The following is a 17,358-nucleotide window of genomic DNA, read 5'->3' as shown; positions in this document are numbered from 1 at the left end:
TGCGGTTAAGGCAGGAAACCGGGTTTGCAGAATGCGGAACAGTTCGCGGCGTTTCCTGTTTACTTGGCGGGCGGTGAATGAAAGTTATTCGTCCAGGACTAGCAATAATAATCTAGAGACGGCCAATACGGATTTTCAAGCATCATGAATAAAATTATTATCGTTGGCCATCCATCTACTCCCCTCCTAGATATAGAAAAGCTGCTGCGTGAGTGCGGCATGGCCGGTGCGTTGCCATCTAGGAAAGAGGGTTTTACTCCCGCTGAGTTGGGTGCGACCCTGTTGAAGGCACATGGCGTTCCGAGTGATGCTTTGACGCTAGGGCCCGGCACGTTGAACCAATTGGAGCCCGGCCCGATTTGGCAGAGTCTAGTTTTAGACTTGATGCTAGGCAACATCGATCAACATTTTTGGGGTTGGTCGGATTCGAATGCCATACATTTGCTTGACTACTGGAAACGCCTGGATCCGGCTCTCAAGTTTGTCTTTATATATTCGAAGCCTGCGGCGGCTTTGATTCCGGCCGAAAACGACGCGCATATTGGCGATCCTAAGGTACTGGATCAACTCCTACGGGGTTGGCGCGCCTTCAACTCGGAGATGCTGCATTTCTTCAACCGCAATCCCGAGCGCAGCGTGCTCGTACATGTGGAAGAAGCAACGTCGTCCGTTAAGACGTACCTTCAACACCTGCGCACGCGCTTGGATGCTCCATTGGCCGAGCCGCCCGCGTATCTCCTGGAGAATCAGGCCAGTGACTTCTCGCGAAATTTGGCCCATTGGGACAGGTCCGATTCTGCTATAGGGGGGCTCGCGCGATACGTCGACTTAAATCACGAGCAGAACCCTAGCGAATCGTTAACGTCAAAGGGCGCATTGAAGCATTTCTTGGCTGAACAGTTAGTGGCGCAGTTCCCAGAGGCCGGTCAGCTTTATGAGGACCTGCAATCCGTTGCCACGTTGCCGGAGCGGCGTTCGGAGCAAACTTCGCTTCCGATTCTGTCCGCTTGGTTGGACTTTCGGTCACTGGAGCAATCGTTAGCGGACAAGGAACAGGCCCTCTCCGAGTACATGGCCAATACTGCGGCTGAAAAAGCAGCATCTATACAAAAGCTGGAGTTGCTTGAAGACGTAAATCGTGGCCTCAATGAACAAATCAATTCCCTAAGCTTGGTCAATGCCGCGATAAAGGACGAGCTTCATGTGGCCCATGGCCTAGCAGAGGCTGCGAATCGTGACGCTTTGGCAGAGCGAAACGAACTGCTGAGTCAACTGCTGACCGTGCAAGAAGATCTAGAGCGGCGATCTGCCGCGGCAGCCACGGAGAAATTGGCGTCCGAGCGCATAAATATTCAATTGGTGAATGCCCAAGTGGAGGCCGCCGCCAATGCGCGGGCGTTCGACGAACGCTTGAAGGCGGTAGATAAAGACAAAGCCGAACTCAGGTCAGAATATGAGCAGTTATTCGCGCAGCTGAGGATAGTGCACGAAGAGCTCGAATTGCTTTATCGCGATAATCGGGAACTCAGGAAGAGAGAAATTCTTAGAAATCCGCCTTTGTACGGCGCTGCTGACCGAATTAAACAGCAACTGACCTATAGGTTGGGTGCGACGATTTTAGATTCTTCCAAATCATTGTCCGGTTGGGTTTGTATGCCGGCGGCCTTGATTCAAACGACCCGGAATTTTAAAAGAGCGCGCAGAGCTTCCGCTAATGTTAAGTTACCGCCAATCTCTCAGTATCGTGATGCGCAAGAAGCGGAAAAGGTCAAACAGCACTTGTCGTATCGCCTAGGCAAGGCATTGTTACAGAACATTGGATCTCCAATTGGCTGGTTTCGTCTGCCGGCGGCTATGCGGCGAAGTGTTCGGGAATTCCAGGCCTCGCGTGCCACAAAAAAAAATAAAAACATGCTCGAAATTTAAGCGCCTTTGTTTTGGGCTGGGACATCGCATCAGTTTTAGGGGTGATAGTGGGAAATAGGATGGAACTCTCACAAGTTCGCGACCAGCTGCAGATGACGCATCCAATAGTTGGCTGGATTTACGTCGGTGCAGGAGTGGGAACAGATCTTGAAAGGTGCCTTGCCAGCGATGTCACACATTTGCTGGCCATTGAGGCTTCGCAGGAGCCTTTTGCCCATCTGGAGAAGAAGCTCTATGGAAATTCGGAATGGATTTGTCGAAGGGTGCTCGTGGCCCCCGATTCGGGAGAGAGCGTCTTCTATCACGCATCGAACGCCAAGGAGAGTTCTCTCGTTCCCGCTGAGCAACTGCGTTTCCTATGGCGTAACTTGGAATCGCGCGACAGCGAATTGCTCGAATCCCAATCTCTCGTGGACATTATCCAAGAGCAACAAGATCGGTGCCAAGGGCGGTTTAATTGGATGACGATCGATTGCTTTCCAGCTGCGGACATACTCAAGGGCTCGGAGGGTGAACTTCGGGATTTCGACGTCATTGAGGTAAGGGCGTTGAATGCGAGTGACGAGACTGGGCCGTTCGTGGACGGAATGCGCTTAGAGACGTGCAGGCAGCTGCTGAGCAGGGCAGGCTTCATAGAGCGAGTCCAATGTGAAGAGCCTACACCTGGCATCGTGAGGGCCTTCTTTGTTCGAGATTGGCGGCGTCTAGCTCGTGAGTTGGAGAGCACCATACAGGGAGTGCAGGCCGAGTTGAGTGTCGCGAACGAACTCATTGGCAAGCAGACATCCGAACTTGGCGTCCTGCGTCAGAACAATGCAGAGTTGACTTCCAACCTCGAAGTGCAGTCTGGGCCAGGAGTGGTTCGAGAGGCGGAAAGCCAGAAGCTCGTCGAATATGAGGCTCGAATCGACGGCCTGACTAACGAGAAAATTCAGTTGGAGGCTGAGATAGGCAGGCTGTCCGGTCAGGCGATGCAGCAGCAACAAGTTCAGCTTTCACTTGAAAAGCAAGTTTCGTCATTGTCGGCGGAGGCTTTGTCAGCACAAAAAAGTGCAGACGAGGCAAAGCAGAATTCTCGAGAAGCCAAAGAAATTATCAAACGGTTCGAAAATGAAATAATCGATTCCGATCAAAAAACTCAATTGCTGCGACAGGAACTTTTAATGGCCGAAGCACAGATGAATTTCATCAAGGATCTGCTGCTCAGCGGTCGCGAGTCTTGAGGAAGGTTCGCCGCGCTATGCGAAAGAATCGTCAGAATCGTTCACCATTTCACGCCGGAGCGAAAGGCCCTGCGGTGATCGAACGTGCGTCCTTAACGTCCAATGACACCGCTCAAGCGCAGGAGGAGTTACTGGCGGGCGACGCAATATTTTCTAGGTGTCTGACACAGTGGCAGTTTGGCGAGTGGGAAAAACTAGTTCAAGTGAGCTTGGAAGACTTGAGACCTCTGCGGACGCGCGCCATTTTGGCCCTTCTCGTCGGAGCCGCGCATCAGCAACTCGCAAATTTCGAATCTGCAAAGTCTCTTTTTCTTGAAGCCCGCGTTTGGGGTTGCACAATGCAGCAAGTCGCACGCATCGCGGTTGCGAGCTTGCAAAGCACCTTGGCGCGAGCGGCCATGCTTCTTGGAGATTCTAAGAAGGCGGCTGTATATCTTGAAGCCGCTTTGGATGTCGCCGGGCTGGGAGATACGGGACTTCTGTTGCCGGTGCGACTGCAGGTAGAAGCGAGCAGACTAAAAGCCAGATTTCGCGAACGGTCTAACTCTGAAGCGGTGAGCGTCACTCCGGTTGAAGCGGCGGGAGTGGTTAAGACTTTTCCGGCAGTATTTTCATGCGATGTCGAAATTGATTCTGAGAAGTTCTCAGGTTGCTTCAATTCTGACTCTAGAGGGGAGTTTGAACGCGCTGGGGCTGTGCTGAGGTATAAGACGGAAGCTGCTATTCCTATTTATTTCACCACCTCGGCGGCAGGGAGCTTAGATCATCCAATGGAGGCTCAGTTTCCATTGGAGGGGAATCGGGAGTATGTGATCGATGGGTTTATATCCAACTCTGGTGGGCATAACCCAATAATATGGATTTTTGAATACAAAAATGGCAAGCGGATCGCCTCCCGCCATATGATTCCAAATTTTGGCTCGTTCTTCCTTAGGTTTACTTCAAATGCTGGTGCGGATAGTTTTGCGGTAGGGATAAGGTTAATGGGCACGGGGGAATTAAATCTTCACCATACCAAGTTCAAGGTGATAAGGAGTACGCTTCCGATTGCGAATATCGGGGCGTCTTGGGTGCGAGAGGTGTGCGAACAAGAGTACAAGAGCCAGGTTTTTTCGCGCTTCAACGAAAGGGCGGTGGAGTTCGCGTTTCTGTTCGCTGTTATTGCCAAATATTATCCGAAGAGAATTTTGGATGTCGGTACGGGTACAACAGCATTGCCTCATTTGATGAGAAATAGCGGGCCACTGGTTACCGCTATAGACAATATTAAGGACTATTGGGCTGAGGATATTGTTAATCGGCACTATCACGTTGTGAATGACGATATTACTCAAGCCAAAACTTCAGATCAATTTGATCTTGTCACTTGTATCAGTGTGCTCGAGCACATAGAAGAGTGTGATAAAGCTGTCGAGTCAATGAGCGGCCTTATGGCGCGGAACGGGCTTCTTGTCATGACATTTCCTTACAACGAAAACCGATACGTGGACAATGTCTATAAATTGCCAGGGTCTGCTTACGGGCAGACCGCGAAATATGTGACCCAAGCCTATTGTCGTGCGGATATTAATCGTTGGTTATCGAGATTTGGACTAGAAATTCTGGAGCAAGACTATTGGGACTACTGGACTGGAGACTGTTGGACCGTGGGCCAACAGATAATACCGCCGGTCAAAGTATCGCAGGATAAGAAGCACCAATTAACGTGCCTGTTATTAAGGAAGAAAGCATGAATATTCTCACCGTTTTTGGTACTCGGCCCGAGGCCATAAAAATGGCCCCACTTGTAAGAGTATTAGCCGCGGCACCGGGTGTTCAGGCCGAAGTGTGCGTAACTGCGCAACACCGGCAGATGCTCGATCAAGTACTGGAATTGTTCGGCATTCGTCCCGACCATGATCTGAACGTGATGAAGGCAGGTCAGGATCTGACGGATATCACAAGCAACATTTTGCTCGGCATGCGAGACGTTCTGAAACGGAAGAAGTACGACCTGTTGCTGGTCCATGGAGATACCACGACCACCATGGCGGCGAGCTTGGCTGCCTTCTACGAGAAGGTGCCCGTCGGCCACGTTGAGGCCGGACTGCGTACCGGTGATATTTATGCCCCGTGGCCAGAGGAAATGAACCGTAGCCTTGTCGGCCGCATGGCGTCACTGCACTTTGCACCTACCGAACGTGCGCGGCAGAGCCTACTGCGCGAAGGAGTCGACGACAATGTGATTCACGTCACTGGCAACACGGTTATCGATGCTCTGCAACTGGTGGTAGAAAAGCTAAGAGATGACAAAGACCTGGCCGGGGGCTTGTCGGAACGCTTCCAGTTCCTGGATCCGGGCAAGCGTCTTGTACTCGTCACTGGTCATCGTCGTGAAAATTTCGGTGAGGGGTTTGAACGCATTTGCTCTGCGCTTCGAACGCTTAGCGCGCGCGAAGATATACAGATTGTTTATCCTGTCCACCTGAATCCGTCAGTGCAAGAACCTGTCCACCGTATTTTGGGTGACGTCAAGAATGTGTTCCTTATCGAGCCTCAGGATTATTTGCCTTTTGTGTATTTGATGTCTCGCGCCTACCTGATCGTCACTGATTCAGGTGGCGTGCAGGAAGAGGCTCCTTCGTTGGGCAAGCCAGTGTTGGTGATGAGAGACACAACAGAACGACCTGAAGCGGTTGAGGCGGGCACGGTGAAGTTGGTCAGCACAGATATCGACAAGATCATTACCGGCGTACTGACCTTGCTAGACGATGAAAGTGCTTACCAAGCCATGGCTCGCGCGCTCAATCCATACGGTGATGGCAAAGCATCTGTGCGGATTCTGGAGGCGGTAACTGCACGTGCCGCCAACGCATAGTAACGATATCCGGCGTTTTTATATAAATTAGAAAATATCCCAACATGTTCAATACGATTTCCATGATCGGGCTCGGCTATATCGGCTTGCCCACGGCTACGCTGTTTGCCTCACGCAAGAAGAGAGTCATCGGCGTCGATGTGTCCGAGCACGCGGTAAACACTATAAACAGCGGCAATATCCACATTGTCGAACCAGAGTTGGATATTTTGGTGCAAGCCACTGTGCACGAGGGGTACTTGCGCGCCACGCTGGAGCCGGAGCCTGCGGACGCATTTCTCATAGCGGTTCCAACTCCGTTCGTCGACGGTTTCAAGCCAGATCTCAGTTATATCGAGGCAGCCGCTAAGTCGATCGCCCCGGTCTTGAAAAAGGGCAACCTAGTGATCCTGGAGTCGACTTCGCCCGTCGGGGCTACCGAGCAGATGGCGACTTGGCTGGCGGCCCAGCGCCCCGACCTGACGTTCCCCCAGCAAGAGGGCGAAGGCGCAGATATTCAGATCGCTCATTGTCCTGAACGTGTGCTCCCTGGAAAGGTAGTACACGAACTGGTCGTTAACGATCGTGTGATCGGTGGTATGACGCGCAAGGCCAGCGAAATGGCTTGCGCTCTCTATAAGACATTTGTACAAGGCGAATGCATCATCACGGACGCGCGCACCGCGGAAATGTGCAAGCTGACAGAGAACAGCTTCCGCGACGTCAATATTGCATTCGCAAACGAACTTTCAATGATCTGCGGAAAGTTGAACATAAACGTCTGGGAATTGATTGCATTGGCTAATCGGCATCCCCGCGTGAATATTCTTCAACCCGGTGCGGGGGTAGGCGGGCATTGCATTGCGGTAGACCCTTGGTTCATCGTCGACTCGGCGCCCGACGAAGCACGCCTTATCCATATGGCGCGTCAAGTGAATGATCACAAGCCAGAATGGGTGTTGCTCAAGACCAAGGCAGCCGTAGCCGATGTGCTGGCGAAAAATCCGAATCGTACGATCGGCGATGTAACGGTTGCATGCCTCGGCTTGGCTTTCAAACCTGATATTGACGATTTGAGGGAAAGCCCGGCTGTCGAGATCTGCTTACAACTCGGTCAGCTCGGATGCAAAGTGCTTTCTGTAGAACCAAATATCGAAGAACTGCCTGCGAAACTAAGTTCCAGAACAACGAAGCTCTCCTCCTTGGGTTCGGCGTTGGAGCAAGCAGATGTTGTCTGCGTTCTTGTAAAGCATTCGGCTTTTCTAGTTTCGGTTGACGATATCAAGCTTTGCCCTAACATCATTGATGCCGTGGGGTTGCTGGCATGAGGTGATGTGCCATCATAAGTATCATGATGGTCGATATGTAATAATGAAAATGGGTGGATTTCGATAATATGTCAATAACTCGTCAAGCATATGATGAATATATGCGAGGCAATTTTTCAACTGCCTTGGATCTGTTTAGAAAACTCTCGGCTGACCTGAACCCTGATTACTTCAAGGTGAACGTTAAATTATGCCTGAAACGGTTGCCCGAATTGTTTTCGGCTGCACCTTCGGGCGGTGCCGATAGGCCCGGGTGCGATGCTCGAATTTCAAGCATAAGATTGCTTGACGTTGATACTGATAATATCGAACTAAATAATTCCAGGCCTTTATACTTCCGTGTAAAACTACCGCCGAATAAGCGTGTAGGATTCCATGGAAAAATCAGTTATTCCAATGTAGACAATGCCAAGCATCCAAAGGCCTTGGCCTTCGTAGAATATCTGGATGCTGAAGGTAGGAAGATTCCAGGGCCATTTCCTGGTATGAGCAAATCCGAAAAGTATGACGATTATTGCTATCTTATGGATAGCAAAGGTGTCGAGACCAGGCTGTTCAGTCTTTCGCCACCTAGCAACGCCGTGGAAGCAGTAATGGGCTTTGTCGGATTCCATATACCCGAGGGCGCGAAAGTCTTATGCGGCACTCAGCTCCGAGCAACAACGGATGGCCCGTCGACTGCACAGGCTGCTCTTGGCAAGGTCGATACTCATGACGTTTCGATGCTGGGCTGGCCGCTGCCACTTGATGATGGCCGGGTGCGAGTTATGTCGATATTTGACGAGTTCAGCCGGGAGTGCTTTGCGCCGCAGGCGACTTTGATCGAACCCAGGCCGGACAATGCTATTCCGTTGCTGGAACGGGACAAGCCGGAATTGATCTTTGTCGAGTCGGCTTGGCGGGGAAATAAGTCGACATGGCAATATAGGGTGTCTAAATATGCGCACCCGCCTGGTACGGAATTGGCCGCGCTGCTTGCTGAATCTAAGAAGAGGGGCGTTCCCTCCGTTTTTTGGAACAAGGAAGATCCCGTTCATTTTGACAATTTCATCGACTCAGCTAGCGGATTTGACTATATTTTCACAACGGCGGAAGAGGCGATTCCGCTCTACAAGAAGCGAACCAATGCCAAGATAAATGCGCTGCCATTCGCTGCGGAAGCTAGCTTGCACAATCCTATCGGTTCGAGTGATAGAAATTCGAAAGTCTGCTTTGCCGGTAGCTACTATGCAAACCGGTTTAAAGAGCGTCGTGACGACCAACTGATGCTGTTGAATGCAGCGACTAACTTCGATTTCGATATTTTCGATAGAAATGCCGGTGCTGTGGCTAAGGACTTTTGCTTCCCGGAAAGATACTCGCCATTCGTGCGCGGGAAGCTTCCTTATGCAGAAATGAACCTGGCGTATAGGAGTTATCGAGTATTCCTAAACGTTAACTCGGTAATCGATTCCAACACCATGTTCTCCCGGCGCGTATTCGAATTGTTGGCGTGCGGGACGCCGATCGTTAGTACCCCATCCGTCGGTATTGACCGGATGTTCGGCAACGAGCTTGTGTGGCTTGTACAGAACGAGCACGAGGCCAAGGAGGCGATTGGACATCTCTTGAATGACGATGCGGAATGGCGGCGGCGCAGCCTGCGTGGAATCCGCGCGATTTTTGCCGAGCATACATTCGCGCATCGCTTTCAGCAGGTGCTCGACACGGTCGGCTTACGTCATGAACTGCTTCCTGAAAGACGTGTTTTGTGCATAGCGGAAGCAGACACCTCAGCCGAGCTGGTCGCTTTGAGGTCAGTACTGCAAGCACAGAAGCTGCTCAGAACTCAAACTCGGTTGGTTGTGGTTACGAACTCTCCCGGATTGCTAGCCCAAGATGGCGCGGTAAAGGTGGTTCGTAATTCCGGTAATTTGAGGAAAAATATAGCCGACAGCATGCTGGAGTGGAACGCCTCGCACCTCGCTGTACTTGATGGAAAAGCGCACTATGGAGCACATTACTTTCAAGACATGCTAAACGCTTTCGAATATTCCAGCGGGAACGTAGTCGGTAAACCAATAAACTCAACAGATTGCTATAGTTATTCCAAGTCGTTAGCGAAAGGAAGTCTCTTGATCGAACGTTCGGTTGCAGACCGCGTAAACGGGTCATTGCAGACTTTAGAGGACTTTATCCAGGCTAGCCTCAGGCTCGTCGCCGTTGATAAGGTGTTCGCTTCGGACACCGCAAACTTCATGGATCATTCCGCCGCCGCGTTGATCGGAAACGCGGCGCAGATTTCTAAGCTCATTGACGTATGAACAACAGCAGCGCGAAGAAAGTCCTTGTAACCGGTCATGATTTGAAATTCTGGCACCCTCTCCAAGCCCAATTGGAGAAGAGTGGGCGCTATGAATTCCGTATCGACGAGTGGGCGGGCCATCACCAACACGATCCGGCGAAGACCCGTTTGGGAATCGAATGGGCGGATATCATCATCGCCGAGTGGGCATTGGGTAATGCCGTGTTCGCAGCTCAATACAAGCGGCCGAATCAACGGTTGGTTGTTAGGCTCCATGCCCAAGAGCGCAGGACGGATTTTCCGGCGCAGATTGACTATAAGAACGTCGACGTCATGGTTTTTGTCGGCGAGCATGTTCGCTTAGAATGTGTAAAAAAATTCTCCATACCGAGCGAAAAGACCTGCGTAATCGGGAATTTTGTTGACGTCAAGAAATTCCAGCTGCAAAAGTTTGGTGGGTCGGAATTTAATCTTGGAATGATCGGCGTTTCCCCTGCAAGCAAACGCTTCGACTTGGCTCTTGATACGCTGGAATTATTGCTGGCCGAAGACGATAGATATACCCTGCATGTGAAAGGTCCATCGCCTCAAAGCTATAAATGGCTATGGGCACGAACCAAAGAACGCGAATACTATGAGAATATATTCGAGCGGATTAATTCTGGTTCGCTACGCTATAAGGTGATATTTGACCCAGCTGGCAATGACGTTCACAGGTGGCTTCAGAAAATCGGCTATATCTTGTCACCTTCGGACGCTGAGAGTTTTCACATGGCGGTTGCCGAAGGCATCAGTTCGAATGTGACTCCTATCGTATGGAAGTGGCCGGGCGCGGATTCCGTCTATCCGTTTGCAGAGTTGGTGGATAGCGCTCAGAACGCTGCAAGCCAGATCGCACGCCTGAATCGGTCGAATGCACGCCCGAGGCTCAATAGTCAGGCCAGCCAATTTGTGCAAGAGAACTACGATGCTGCGGTCGTTACCGAAAAATGGCTTGATGTTTTGAGCATCTGCGGGCAGAAGTCAAGCGATGCCATACAGGTTTCGGAATCGCGTAAGAAAGGTGTTTTGGTTGTTTATTCAATAGATAGCTGGAGCATTTTTCACCGGCGGGAGATGTTGGAGGGGCTGGCGAAAAATGTGGAGAGTTATTTGGATATTCTTGTAATCGAGCCTGGCACGCATTACAAGACCATTATCGATCGCGGCATTTGCGATAAGGAAACGCTCGATAGCTATACGCAATTACGTCCTGCCCAAGTGTATGGAAACATATACAAAATGCATTTGATATTTGGGCACAATGCGCCCAAGGATGTTGTGCTGCATTCTGCGTTGGCGAATGCAGCGAGTTTTGGTGATGCGGTCAAGGCTGCTGTGCATGGCATTTTTGGGCAAGACAAAGAGATTCTTCATTGGATCTACAAGCCTGACCAGCGGACTCACATCGCGGCAGGGGAGCGATTCGTCTATGAGGTCTATGACGAATATACGATGAACTTCAGCGACGGAACGTCGATAGGGAAGATGCAGGACCTGGAGCCGCTGGTTCTCCATGAGGCGGAACATGTCTTTTTCACTTCCCAACCGTTGGCATCTCGGAAGCAACGCCATTGCCGTTCGTCTAGTATCTGCAGTAATGGCGTTGCGTTTGAAATTTTCGAGTCCTATCGGGTCGACAGTCAACCCAATACTGAAGGGCTTCGCCACTCAGTCGGTTATCTTGGAAATCTCTCCGATTTCTTCGATTGGGAGACAATGTGCGAAGTCGTAGAAGAACTACCCGAGGTGGATTTTTTCTTCCATGGGCAGGTAGAGCGCCATAGATTGGAAAAAATGGAGGAGTTCGTCGACCGTCTGCATGCGCTACCTAATACGCATTTTTCAGGCAGAGTAAGCCGGTCCGCAGGTGCTGCTGCATGCAATCGATATGATGTGCTTGTTATTCCATTTGTGGTGAATGAGGCAATGCATGCCGTCAATCCACTCAAGCTGTGGGAGTACCTCGCGACGGGACGACCGGTGGTAATGACACCTATGGATGCCATTAAGGATGAAATTCCAGGTCTATATAAGTCACGCGGGGCGAGCGAGTGGGTTAAGGCTATTCGAGCCGCTATAAATAATGCCGACGCACATGTGCAAGACAGGTTGAGTATTGCCAAGTCAAAAAACTGGGAGAGTATCGTTAAGCCTTGCGCAGATATTCTTACGAGGATTCTTAGAAAATCGCTTTGTTAGATAATGCGGTGGCAGAGGCGCTCGGCGAGCGGCCTTTAGCCTCTTTGTAAGAGCGGGGTTGCATTTTTTGTCAATGGAATTCCCCGCCCAGAAATCTGATTGTTTTTCCTTCTATTGCGGCTTCAAGTTCTGGTAAGGAGAAATGCAGGAAGGCTTGCTTTCCTTCTTCCTTCGGGCAGGACTCGTCAATCGAACGGACTATTCTGGATTGCAATGAGGTCTAGGCACCGAGAGTCGGCGGTTTCTTATATCTGAACCTCTTTATATGACTCCGCAGGGTCAAGAGGCTTTCCTCGTTTAGGGAAGCGATTTCGAAATACCTGTGGATTATTTCTTTTTATTCACGTCGTTGCCATTGAGGCTTTGTGCGAACTCGCCGAGCCAGAAAGGAAGAAAATGCGAGTATGCATCTTGGGGAGTTGCGTCTCTAGGGATATATTCAGTGAGAAATCGAAAGAAACGATCGATATAGTGCTCTATGCTGCGCGAACGTCGATCGGATCCATCTTTTCGTCGCAACCGTTTGATGACGTCTACAGCAAAAATCTAACTTCCGCGTTTCAAGCACGCCTAGTTGCAATGGATATCGAGAAGCGGCTCACGTCTGTGCTCGCGACGATCGATGCGGATGTAATCCTCGTCGATCTAGTAGATGAGCGCTTCAATTTGCTCGTGATGCCGGACCAGAGCCGTTGCACACTTTCTTCGGAGCTTATTGCTGCAGGTGGGAGCGAACATCCAGGGGCCACGATTGTTCCATCGGGTTCTCCCGAGTTCATGATGTTCTGGGAGAATGGCTGGGTGCGGTTGCTACAGCTGCTCAAAGATCGGGGCCTGTTGAGCAGGGTGTTGGTCAATACCGTCTTCTATCAACCTGCCACGGAAAGTGGCGAAGGGTTCAGTGCGAACTGGGTGGGACGGTGTAATGAAACGCTGAGCAAGATGTACGACATCCTGAGAAAAAGTCTGCCGACTTCGCAGTTTCTCGAATATGGCAATTTACTCACTTGCCCCGATGATCACCAGTGGGGAAAGGCGCCGTTTCATTTCAGCCGAGCCTCGCAGGATTTTGCGCTCGGCCGTATTATGGAGATGGAGGTTGGGTTACGCAGCTGAAGTTTTGGTAGGTGACTGCCTTCATTGATTATGAAGAGATGAATAGCGGCAGTTACAGCTTGAGCGTGCTTCGAATGTAGTCCATCCGTTTTGTCCACGAATGTTCTTTGCTGATGTACTCCGCCCCTGCTTCGGCACGTGCGAGATCTTGTTTAGACGGGCCGTATGTAAGCAGGCGCTTAATCACGTCGCGACATTCGTACTCGTTCTCTACAATGTGGCAATAATCGGAGAAGTATCTTTCAACCGATGGCGTAGGATTGGTTACGGCGATGCCTCCGCAGGCGATTATTTCGACCAGCCTACGGGAGTACATGGTAGGGGAGTCTTCGACGGTATTGACGTTCAGCGAGACGACGTGGTCCCGGTATATTTGTCCTGTGTGGCGGTAGGGGACTGCAGGCTTGACAGTCAGGCCTGGCAACGCTGGGTAGCGGTAATTTTCGGATTTTCTCGCCGAATTGCGGTCGTAGACATGAAGTGGCATGCCCGTGTCTGCACATGCCTGGAACATCATTTCTTGCCAGCCCCGGCGGCGTTCGTGGATGTGCTTGCTATAGCTTCCGACGAAGTTTGCACTCCGGTTCTTGAAATTGAATCCAGTGAAATGATGGAAGTTGCTTTCGACCGAAAAAGGAAGCGTGTTCACCGTGGCCAATCCACTCGTCGCTTCGATATAGCGGGGTACGCAATTTTGGTCGACCGTGAATATGTATTGGAATAGTTTGGCGGTTGCGATGAATCGGTCATAATGAGCGCCGTCTTCTTTATTCCAGAAAACCGTGGGTATTCCTCGGTCTTGGGCATACTCCACGACCGTACGCAGAAGTGCGTTGTTCCGCTTAGGATAATCAGGATAGTCAGCTATCCTGTACTTCCAGCGTTTGTCGTTGCCTTGCCAAGCCGATTCTACAAATAAGAAATCTGGTTTTTGAAAGCGTAGGACCCACCGATAGTTCAATGGTGTCACGGCGATCGCATGCCAGCGCTCTTGGAGACACGAGGCGGTTAATTCATCAGCAATGTAAGCAATTTTCATTAGGTAGTTCTTGAGCCGGCCGCAGAGGCCTGCATCGAAATCGTGATCTCGCCAGGAGGCAGATCGTTAATCGTAGCAGGCTCGGCATCGACGATAAGGCGCTTCAGACTGTTTTCTACCGCCATTTCGATGGATTGGGCGGAATAGAATCCCCCGTTCAACTGGGTGTGAAAGATCACGGAATCCCGGAAATTATGAAACAGCTTTGTGTCCGGCAACGTGTGATCGGTCCAGAACTCGTCCAGTTCACCCTGAAATGTCAAGCCCGCTAAAGCATATATGGCCCAGCCCAACGCGATGGTGGGTCTGCCGTGGATTAGCGCGGAGCTGCCAACGGTGCTGTTGACGGTGACAACGCCGGTTGTGTGAGTCAGTAGCGCAGGCAGATTTCCGCTTTCCAGGAAGAAGACTCGATCCGCAATGCCTAATTCGCGGGTGCGCTGTTTCAGTAGTGTTTCGTAGTCGACGATTCCTGGATCCAGAGGATGGATCTTCACGGCCAACCGATACCGGCTAGGTGTTGCCTTGGCGAACGAATCCAGAACTTGGTACATCGCATCAGTCATGCTCTTGAATGGCGAGTGATGCACGATCTGTGCGTCCGAATCCAATTGCAGGGGAAGAAGAAAGTACGGATGCTGGGCGGCTTCCGCGATCAATTTCGATTCAATGCGGCGGGATCGCCTTTCCAGGACTTTGACTTTCATGCCGCGACGGAGATACCCGAGGTATTCCGTTAATGGCGAATAAGGTACGTGGCTCTTCACCCCGCGATGTAGAAGGGGGTTCAGACCCGCCCAAAAGTTGTAGCCGACGTCATACACGGCGCGCTTCCAAAAAGGCGTCTTGAATGATCGGCCGTTCTCGAAGTGGGGAAGGTGACGGGCCTCGGTCCGGTACCAGTCGGGGTCACGCGGCAAGCGCGAGTTCGCATTGACTCCGTCCCGTTCGAGTGTGACCCAGTAAGGGCGAAAGTACCCCTCTTCGTACACGTGCACGCGAATACCGCGCTGCTGCGCTAATTCGATGGCTGGCCGATGAACCGGCCGGCAGTCGCCGAACAAAACGATGTCACTGATGCTGTGATTGTCGAATTCCTGGCGATAAAAATCCGATAGCTGACTCATTGGACCGCGATAGGAAACTGTATTTCCGGCTCGCCAATAGATACGGTCGCCTACGGTGTAGTTCACTTTACGGACATAGTGGCCCGCCCCCCTAAGAGCATGCCCCAGTCGTCGAAAGAACGGGGAGCAGACGCCTTGCAGGAAGAGGAAACGCTGCGTTGATGTCATCGCGATACCACGAAGCCAGCCTTGGCCCAAAGCGAAACCTTCTTCCATTGGCGTTGCCACTGTGTTTGCCGAATTGGCGACAACATGCCTTTGGACAGAAGTAGGCTGCGGGCAAGGATAAGTTCGCGCAGAGTGGCCTCGCAAGTCGTAAATCCGTTGAGCGATGCGTCGAAATAGACGGGGTAGTGGAGTAGCGCTCCAGCCGTCAGCTCGTCCAGGGAGAGGCGCCGATTTCGTCGCAAAGGCGGGTTTTGGTCAGTGGTCAAACCCCATCCTGCATAGAACGGCCTTCCATAGGTGGTCACGGACTTACCGCGTAGCAGTGCATCAAACCCGCTAAGCGAAGTCATGGTGTGAACTTCATCCGCCGCGTCGATGCAACTGACAATCGACGCATGGCTCTCTATCGCGTCAGCGAATTCCAGCGCTTCCTTGCGATGCAGATGGCCAATGCGATTATTGGCCATGACATCGGGATGAGGCTTGTACACGATGAAGGCAGAAGGGGCGTGCGCGCGGGTAGCGCGAAGCAATTGCATGTTGCTGCGGACATCCAGGCAGCCGTAGCGCACGGATGCATCGTCTTCCACTTGGCCAGGCACCAGAATCGTGTGCCGACCAGGGCTCTTCCAATGCGGAGCGATGTTCGGCTCGACATTGTATTTTGTCAGTCCGTTCGACACGATCAAGTCTCGGACTTTTGCCGCTCGTGTAAGGTCTTCTTCTGTGAAGGTCCAGGTGTTGAGCAGATGTTCCAGATCGCTAGGTTGCCGCGGGTCGAAATACAGGCCCTGGTGATCGAGCACCAAGGCGCAAGGGGGGATGAAATCAGATCCCAATCCCACGGAACGAATAAAGCCGTCTTCCATTCGCATCAGTTTCGCGCCGGTGCTGCTTGCCAGCGACTCAACGGAGGCGGGCACGTCGGTTCCCCACACGACCAAGCGGTCTTGCGGCGTAGGCTTGAGTTCGATTGCGGCGGCGGCGTCCCGCACGAAATGTGGCTGCCCGCCTGCGGATCGGAGGAAGGGGCGCACATTGTCAGCCTTCCAGCGGCGGTAGCCGATCGCAATAGTGCGGCCCGGTGGGTTATAGCGTGCATCGCGCTGGCGACAAAGCCAGTCTATCGCGTTAAAGATTGTCCCGGCCTTGCCAGTTTCTGGGTCGAGGTAGCGGGAATAGTGCAGATACGCCGCCGCGAACAGCTCGTCGATGCTGCGCTGCCTTGTTCGCCTGGCGCAGGCGATGGCGTCATGGGTGTTGCCCCAGCCGGAGTACCACGGCAAACCGAAGCAATGGACCGGCAGTCCGCGAAGTAGTGCCTCAAAACCCAGATGGGAAGTGACGGTGTACACCTTGTCGACATGTTGCAGCAGGCTAGACGGGGAAACCTTGTCGCGCAGCATGACTATGCTGTCATCGACAGGAAAATCAGAAAGATACCCGCGCTTGGTGCCGCTGCTGACCTCAGGGTGGGTCTTGATGTAAAGCGTGGAATGGGGGTTGTCCCGACGAGCCGCTGCGACCATTTCAATGAAGGTCGAGGCGTTAGCTAGGCCATAGGTCACGCTTGCGTCGCCAACCGTCTGGTCCACGATAAGCACCCGTGGACCCTGCCCGCGTTCGGGCAGGGCGGTAATGGCAGGGGCGTGGTTGTACTTACTCAGGCCCTCGGCCAGTATTCGCTCCCGAGCCAGCGCGTAATCGCTTCCCGCGCCCTTCAGGACGTCGACGTCCGATGAAAGCAACGATTCCAGGTCGGACGGCCGATCACCGGCGTAGTAGATACCTTGATGGTCGACGACCAACGAGACTGTGGGAAAAGCTCTTCCTGGCGCGTAAGAACGAAGGAAGCCATCCTCAAGGTTGATGAAGGGTATGCCCAGGCGTCTCGACAGGCCCCGGGGAAGCGTCGTCGACGGCCGGTATCCCCAGCCATACACAGCCGATGTTTGGCGGAGTCGGAGAAGTTGGCCAAGATGCAGATGATTAACGCGATGGCCGAGAAACTCTTCCAGATAGGGCAGGAAAGAGAGTTTGCGTGAGAAGGTGGCGAAAGACATGTTTGCG

Annotated in this window: 11 protein-coding genes; 8 read left to right on the top strand and 3 right to left on the bottom strand. The window is 52.1% G+C overall.

Annotated features, from left to right (window positions below):
• The first annotated feature begins 144 nt into the window (after positions 1-144).
• From M2361_RS08125 to M2361_RS08090, 8 genes are all read left to right on the top strand, one after another.
• Entirely contained in the window at positions 145-1,926 is a 1,782-nt protein-coding gene (locus M2361_RS08125; RefSeq protein WP_259247693.1) for a hypothetical protein, read from the top strand.
• 59 nt (positions 1,927-1,985) lie between these two features.
• Positions 1,986-3,149, top strand: coding sequence for a hypothetical protein (locus M2361_RS08120; RefSeq protein WP_259247692.1), 1,164 nt, complete (start codon positions 1,986-1,988; stop codon positions 3,147-3,149).
• Positions 3,150-3,166: 17 nt separating this feature from the next.
• The gene (locus M2361_RS08115; protein ID WP_259247690.1) at positions 3,167-4,882 is read left to right on the top strand and encodes a bifunctional 2-polyprenyl-6-hydroxyphenol methylase/3-demethylubiquinol 3-O-methyltransferase UbiG; all 1,716 of its coding nucleotides are present in this window, start codon (positions 3,167-3,169) and stop codon (positions 4,880-4,882) included.
• A complete protein-coding gene (wecB, locus tag M2361_RS08110) occupies positions 4,879-6,006 on the top strand; it encodes a non-hydrolyzing UDP-N-acetylglucosamine 2-epimerase (protein ID WP_259247689.1) in 1,128 nt (375 codons plus the stop codon). Before M2361_RS08115 ends, wecB begins: the two co-directional genes overlap by 4 nt.
• Before the next feature lie 44 nt (positions 6,007-6,050).
• A complete protein-coding gene (wecC, locus tag M2361_RS08105) occupies positions 6,051-7,313 on the top strand; it encodes a UDP-N-acetyl-D-mannosamine dehydrogenase (protein ID WP_259247679.1) in 1,263 nt (420 codons plus the stop codon).
• A 53-nt stretch (positions 7,314-7,366) separates the two neighbouring features.
• Positions 7,367-9,616 carry a glycosyltransferase gene (locus M2361_RS08100; RefSeq protein ID WP_259247677.1) on the top strand — a complete coding sequence of 750 codons (2,250 nt, stop codon included), beginning with the start codon at positions 7,367-7,369 and terminating at the stop codon, positions 9,614-9,616.
• Complete coding sequence (locus M2361_RS08095) at positions 9,613-11,838, top strand: glycosyltransferase (protein ID WP_259247675.1); 2,226 nt, start codon at positions 9,613-9,615, stop codon at positions 11,836-11,838. Before M2361_RS08100 ends, M2361_RS08095 begins: the two co-directional genes overlap by 4 nt.
• A gap of 396 nt (positions 11,839-12,234) precedes the next feature.
• Entirely contained in the window at positions 12,235-12,954 is a 720-nt protein-coding gene (locus M2361_RS08090; protein ID WP_259247674.1) for a DUF6270 domain-containing protein, read from the top strand.
• Positions 12,955-13,006: 52 nt separating this feature from the next.
• Here M2361_RS08090 and M2361_RS08085 read toward each other — a convergent pair whose 3' ends face one another.
• The 3 genes from M2361_RS08085 to M2361_RS08075 are packed head-to-tail and all read right to left on the bottom strand — an operon-like array spanning position 13,007 to position 17,351.
• Complete coding sequence (locus M2361_RS08085; RefSeq protein WP_259247673.1) at positions 13,007-13,993, bottom strand: glycosyltransferase; 987 nt, start codon at positions 13,991-13,993, stop codon at positions 13,007-13,009.
• Positions 13,993-15,336, bottom strand: a complete 1,344-nt coding sequence (locus tag M2361_RS08080; protein WP_259247672.1) for a capsule biosynthesis protein — start codon at positions 15,334-15,336, stop codon at positions 13,993-13,995. The genes M2361_RS08085 and M2361_RS08080 overlap by 1 nt, the downstream gene beginning before the upstream one ends.
• On the bottom strand, positions 15,285-17,351 hold the full coding sequence (locus tag M2361_RS08075; protein WP_259247671.1) for a capsular polysaccharide biosynthesis protein: 2,067 nt from the start codon (positions 17,349-17,351) through the stop codon (positions 15,285-15,287). The genes M2361_RS08080 and M2361_RS08075 overlap by 52 nt, the downstream gene beginning before the upstream one ends.
• Between the last annotated feature and the right edge of the window lie 7 nt (positions 17,352-17,358).

The organism is Achromobacter sp. JUb104 (genome assembly GCF_024806975.1).
Taxonomy (GTDB): Bacteria; Pseudomonadota; Gammaproteobacteria; order Burkholderiales; family Burkholderiaceae_B; genus Achromobacter; species Achromobacter spanius.
This window is presented reverse-complemented; position numbering and strand designations above follow the sequence as displayed.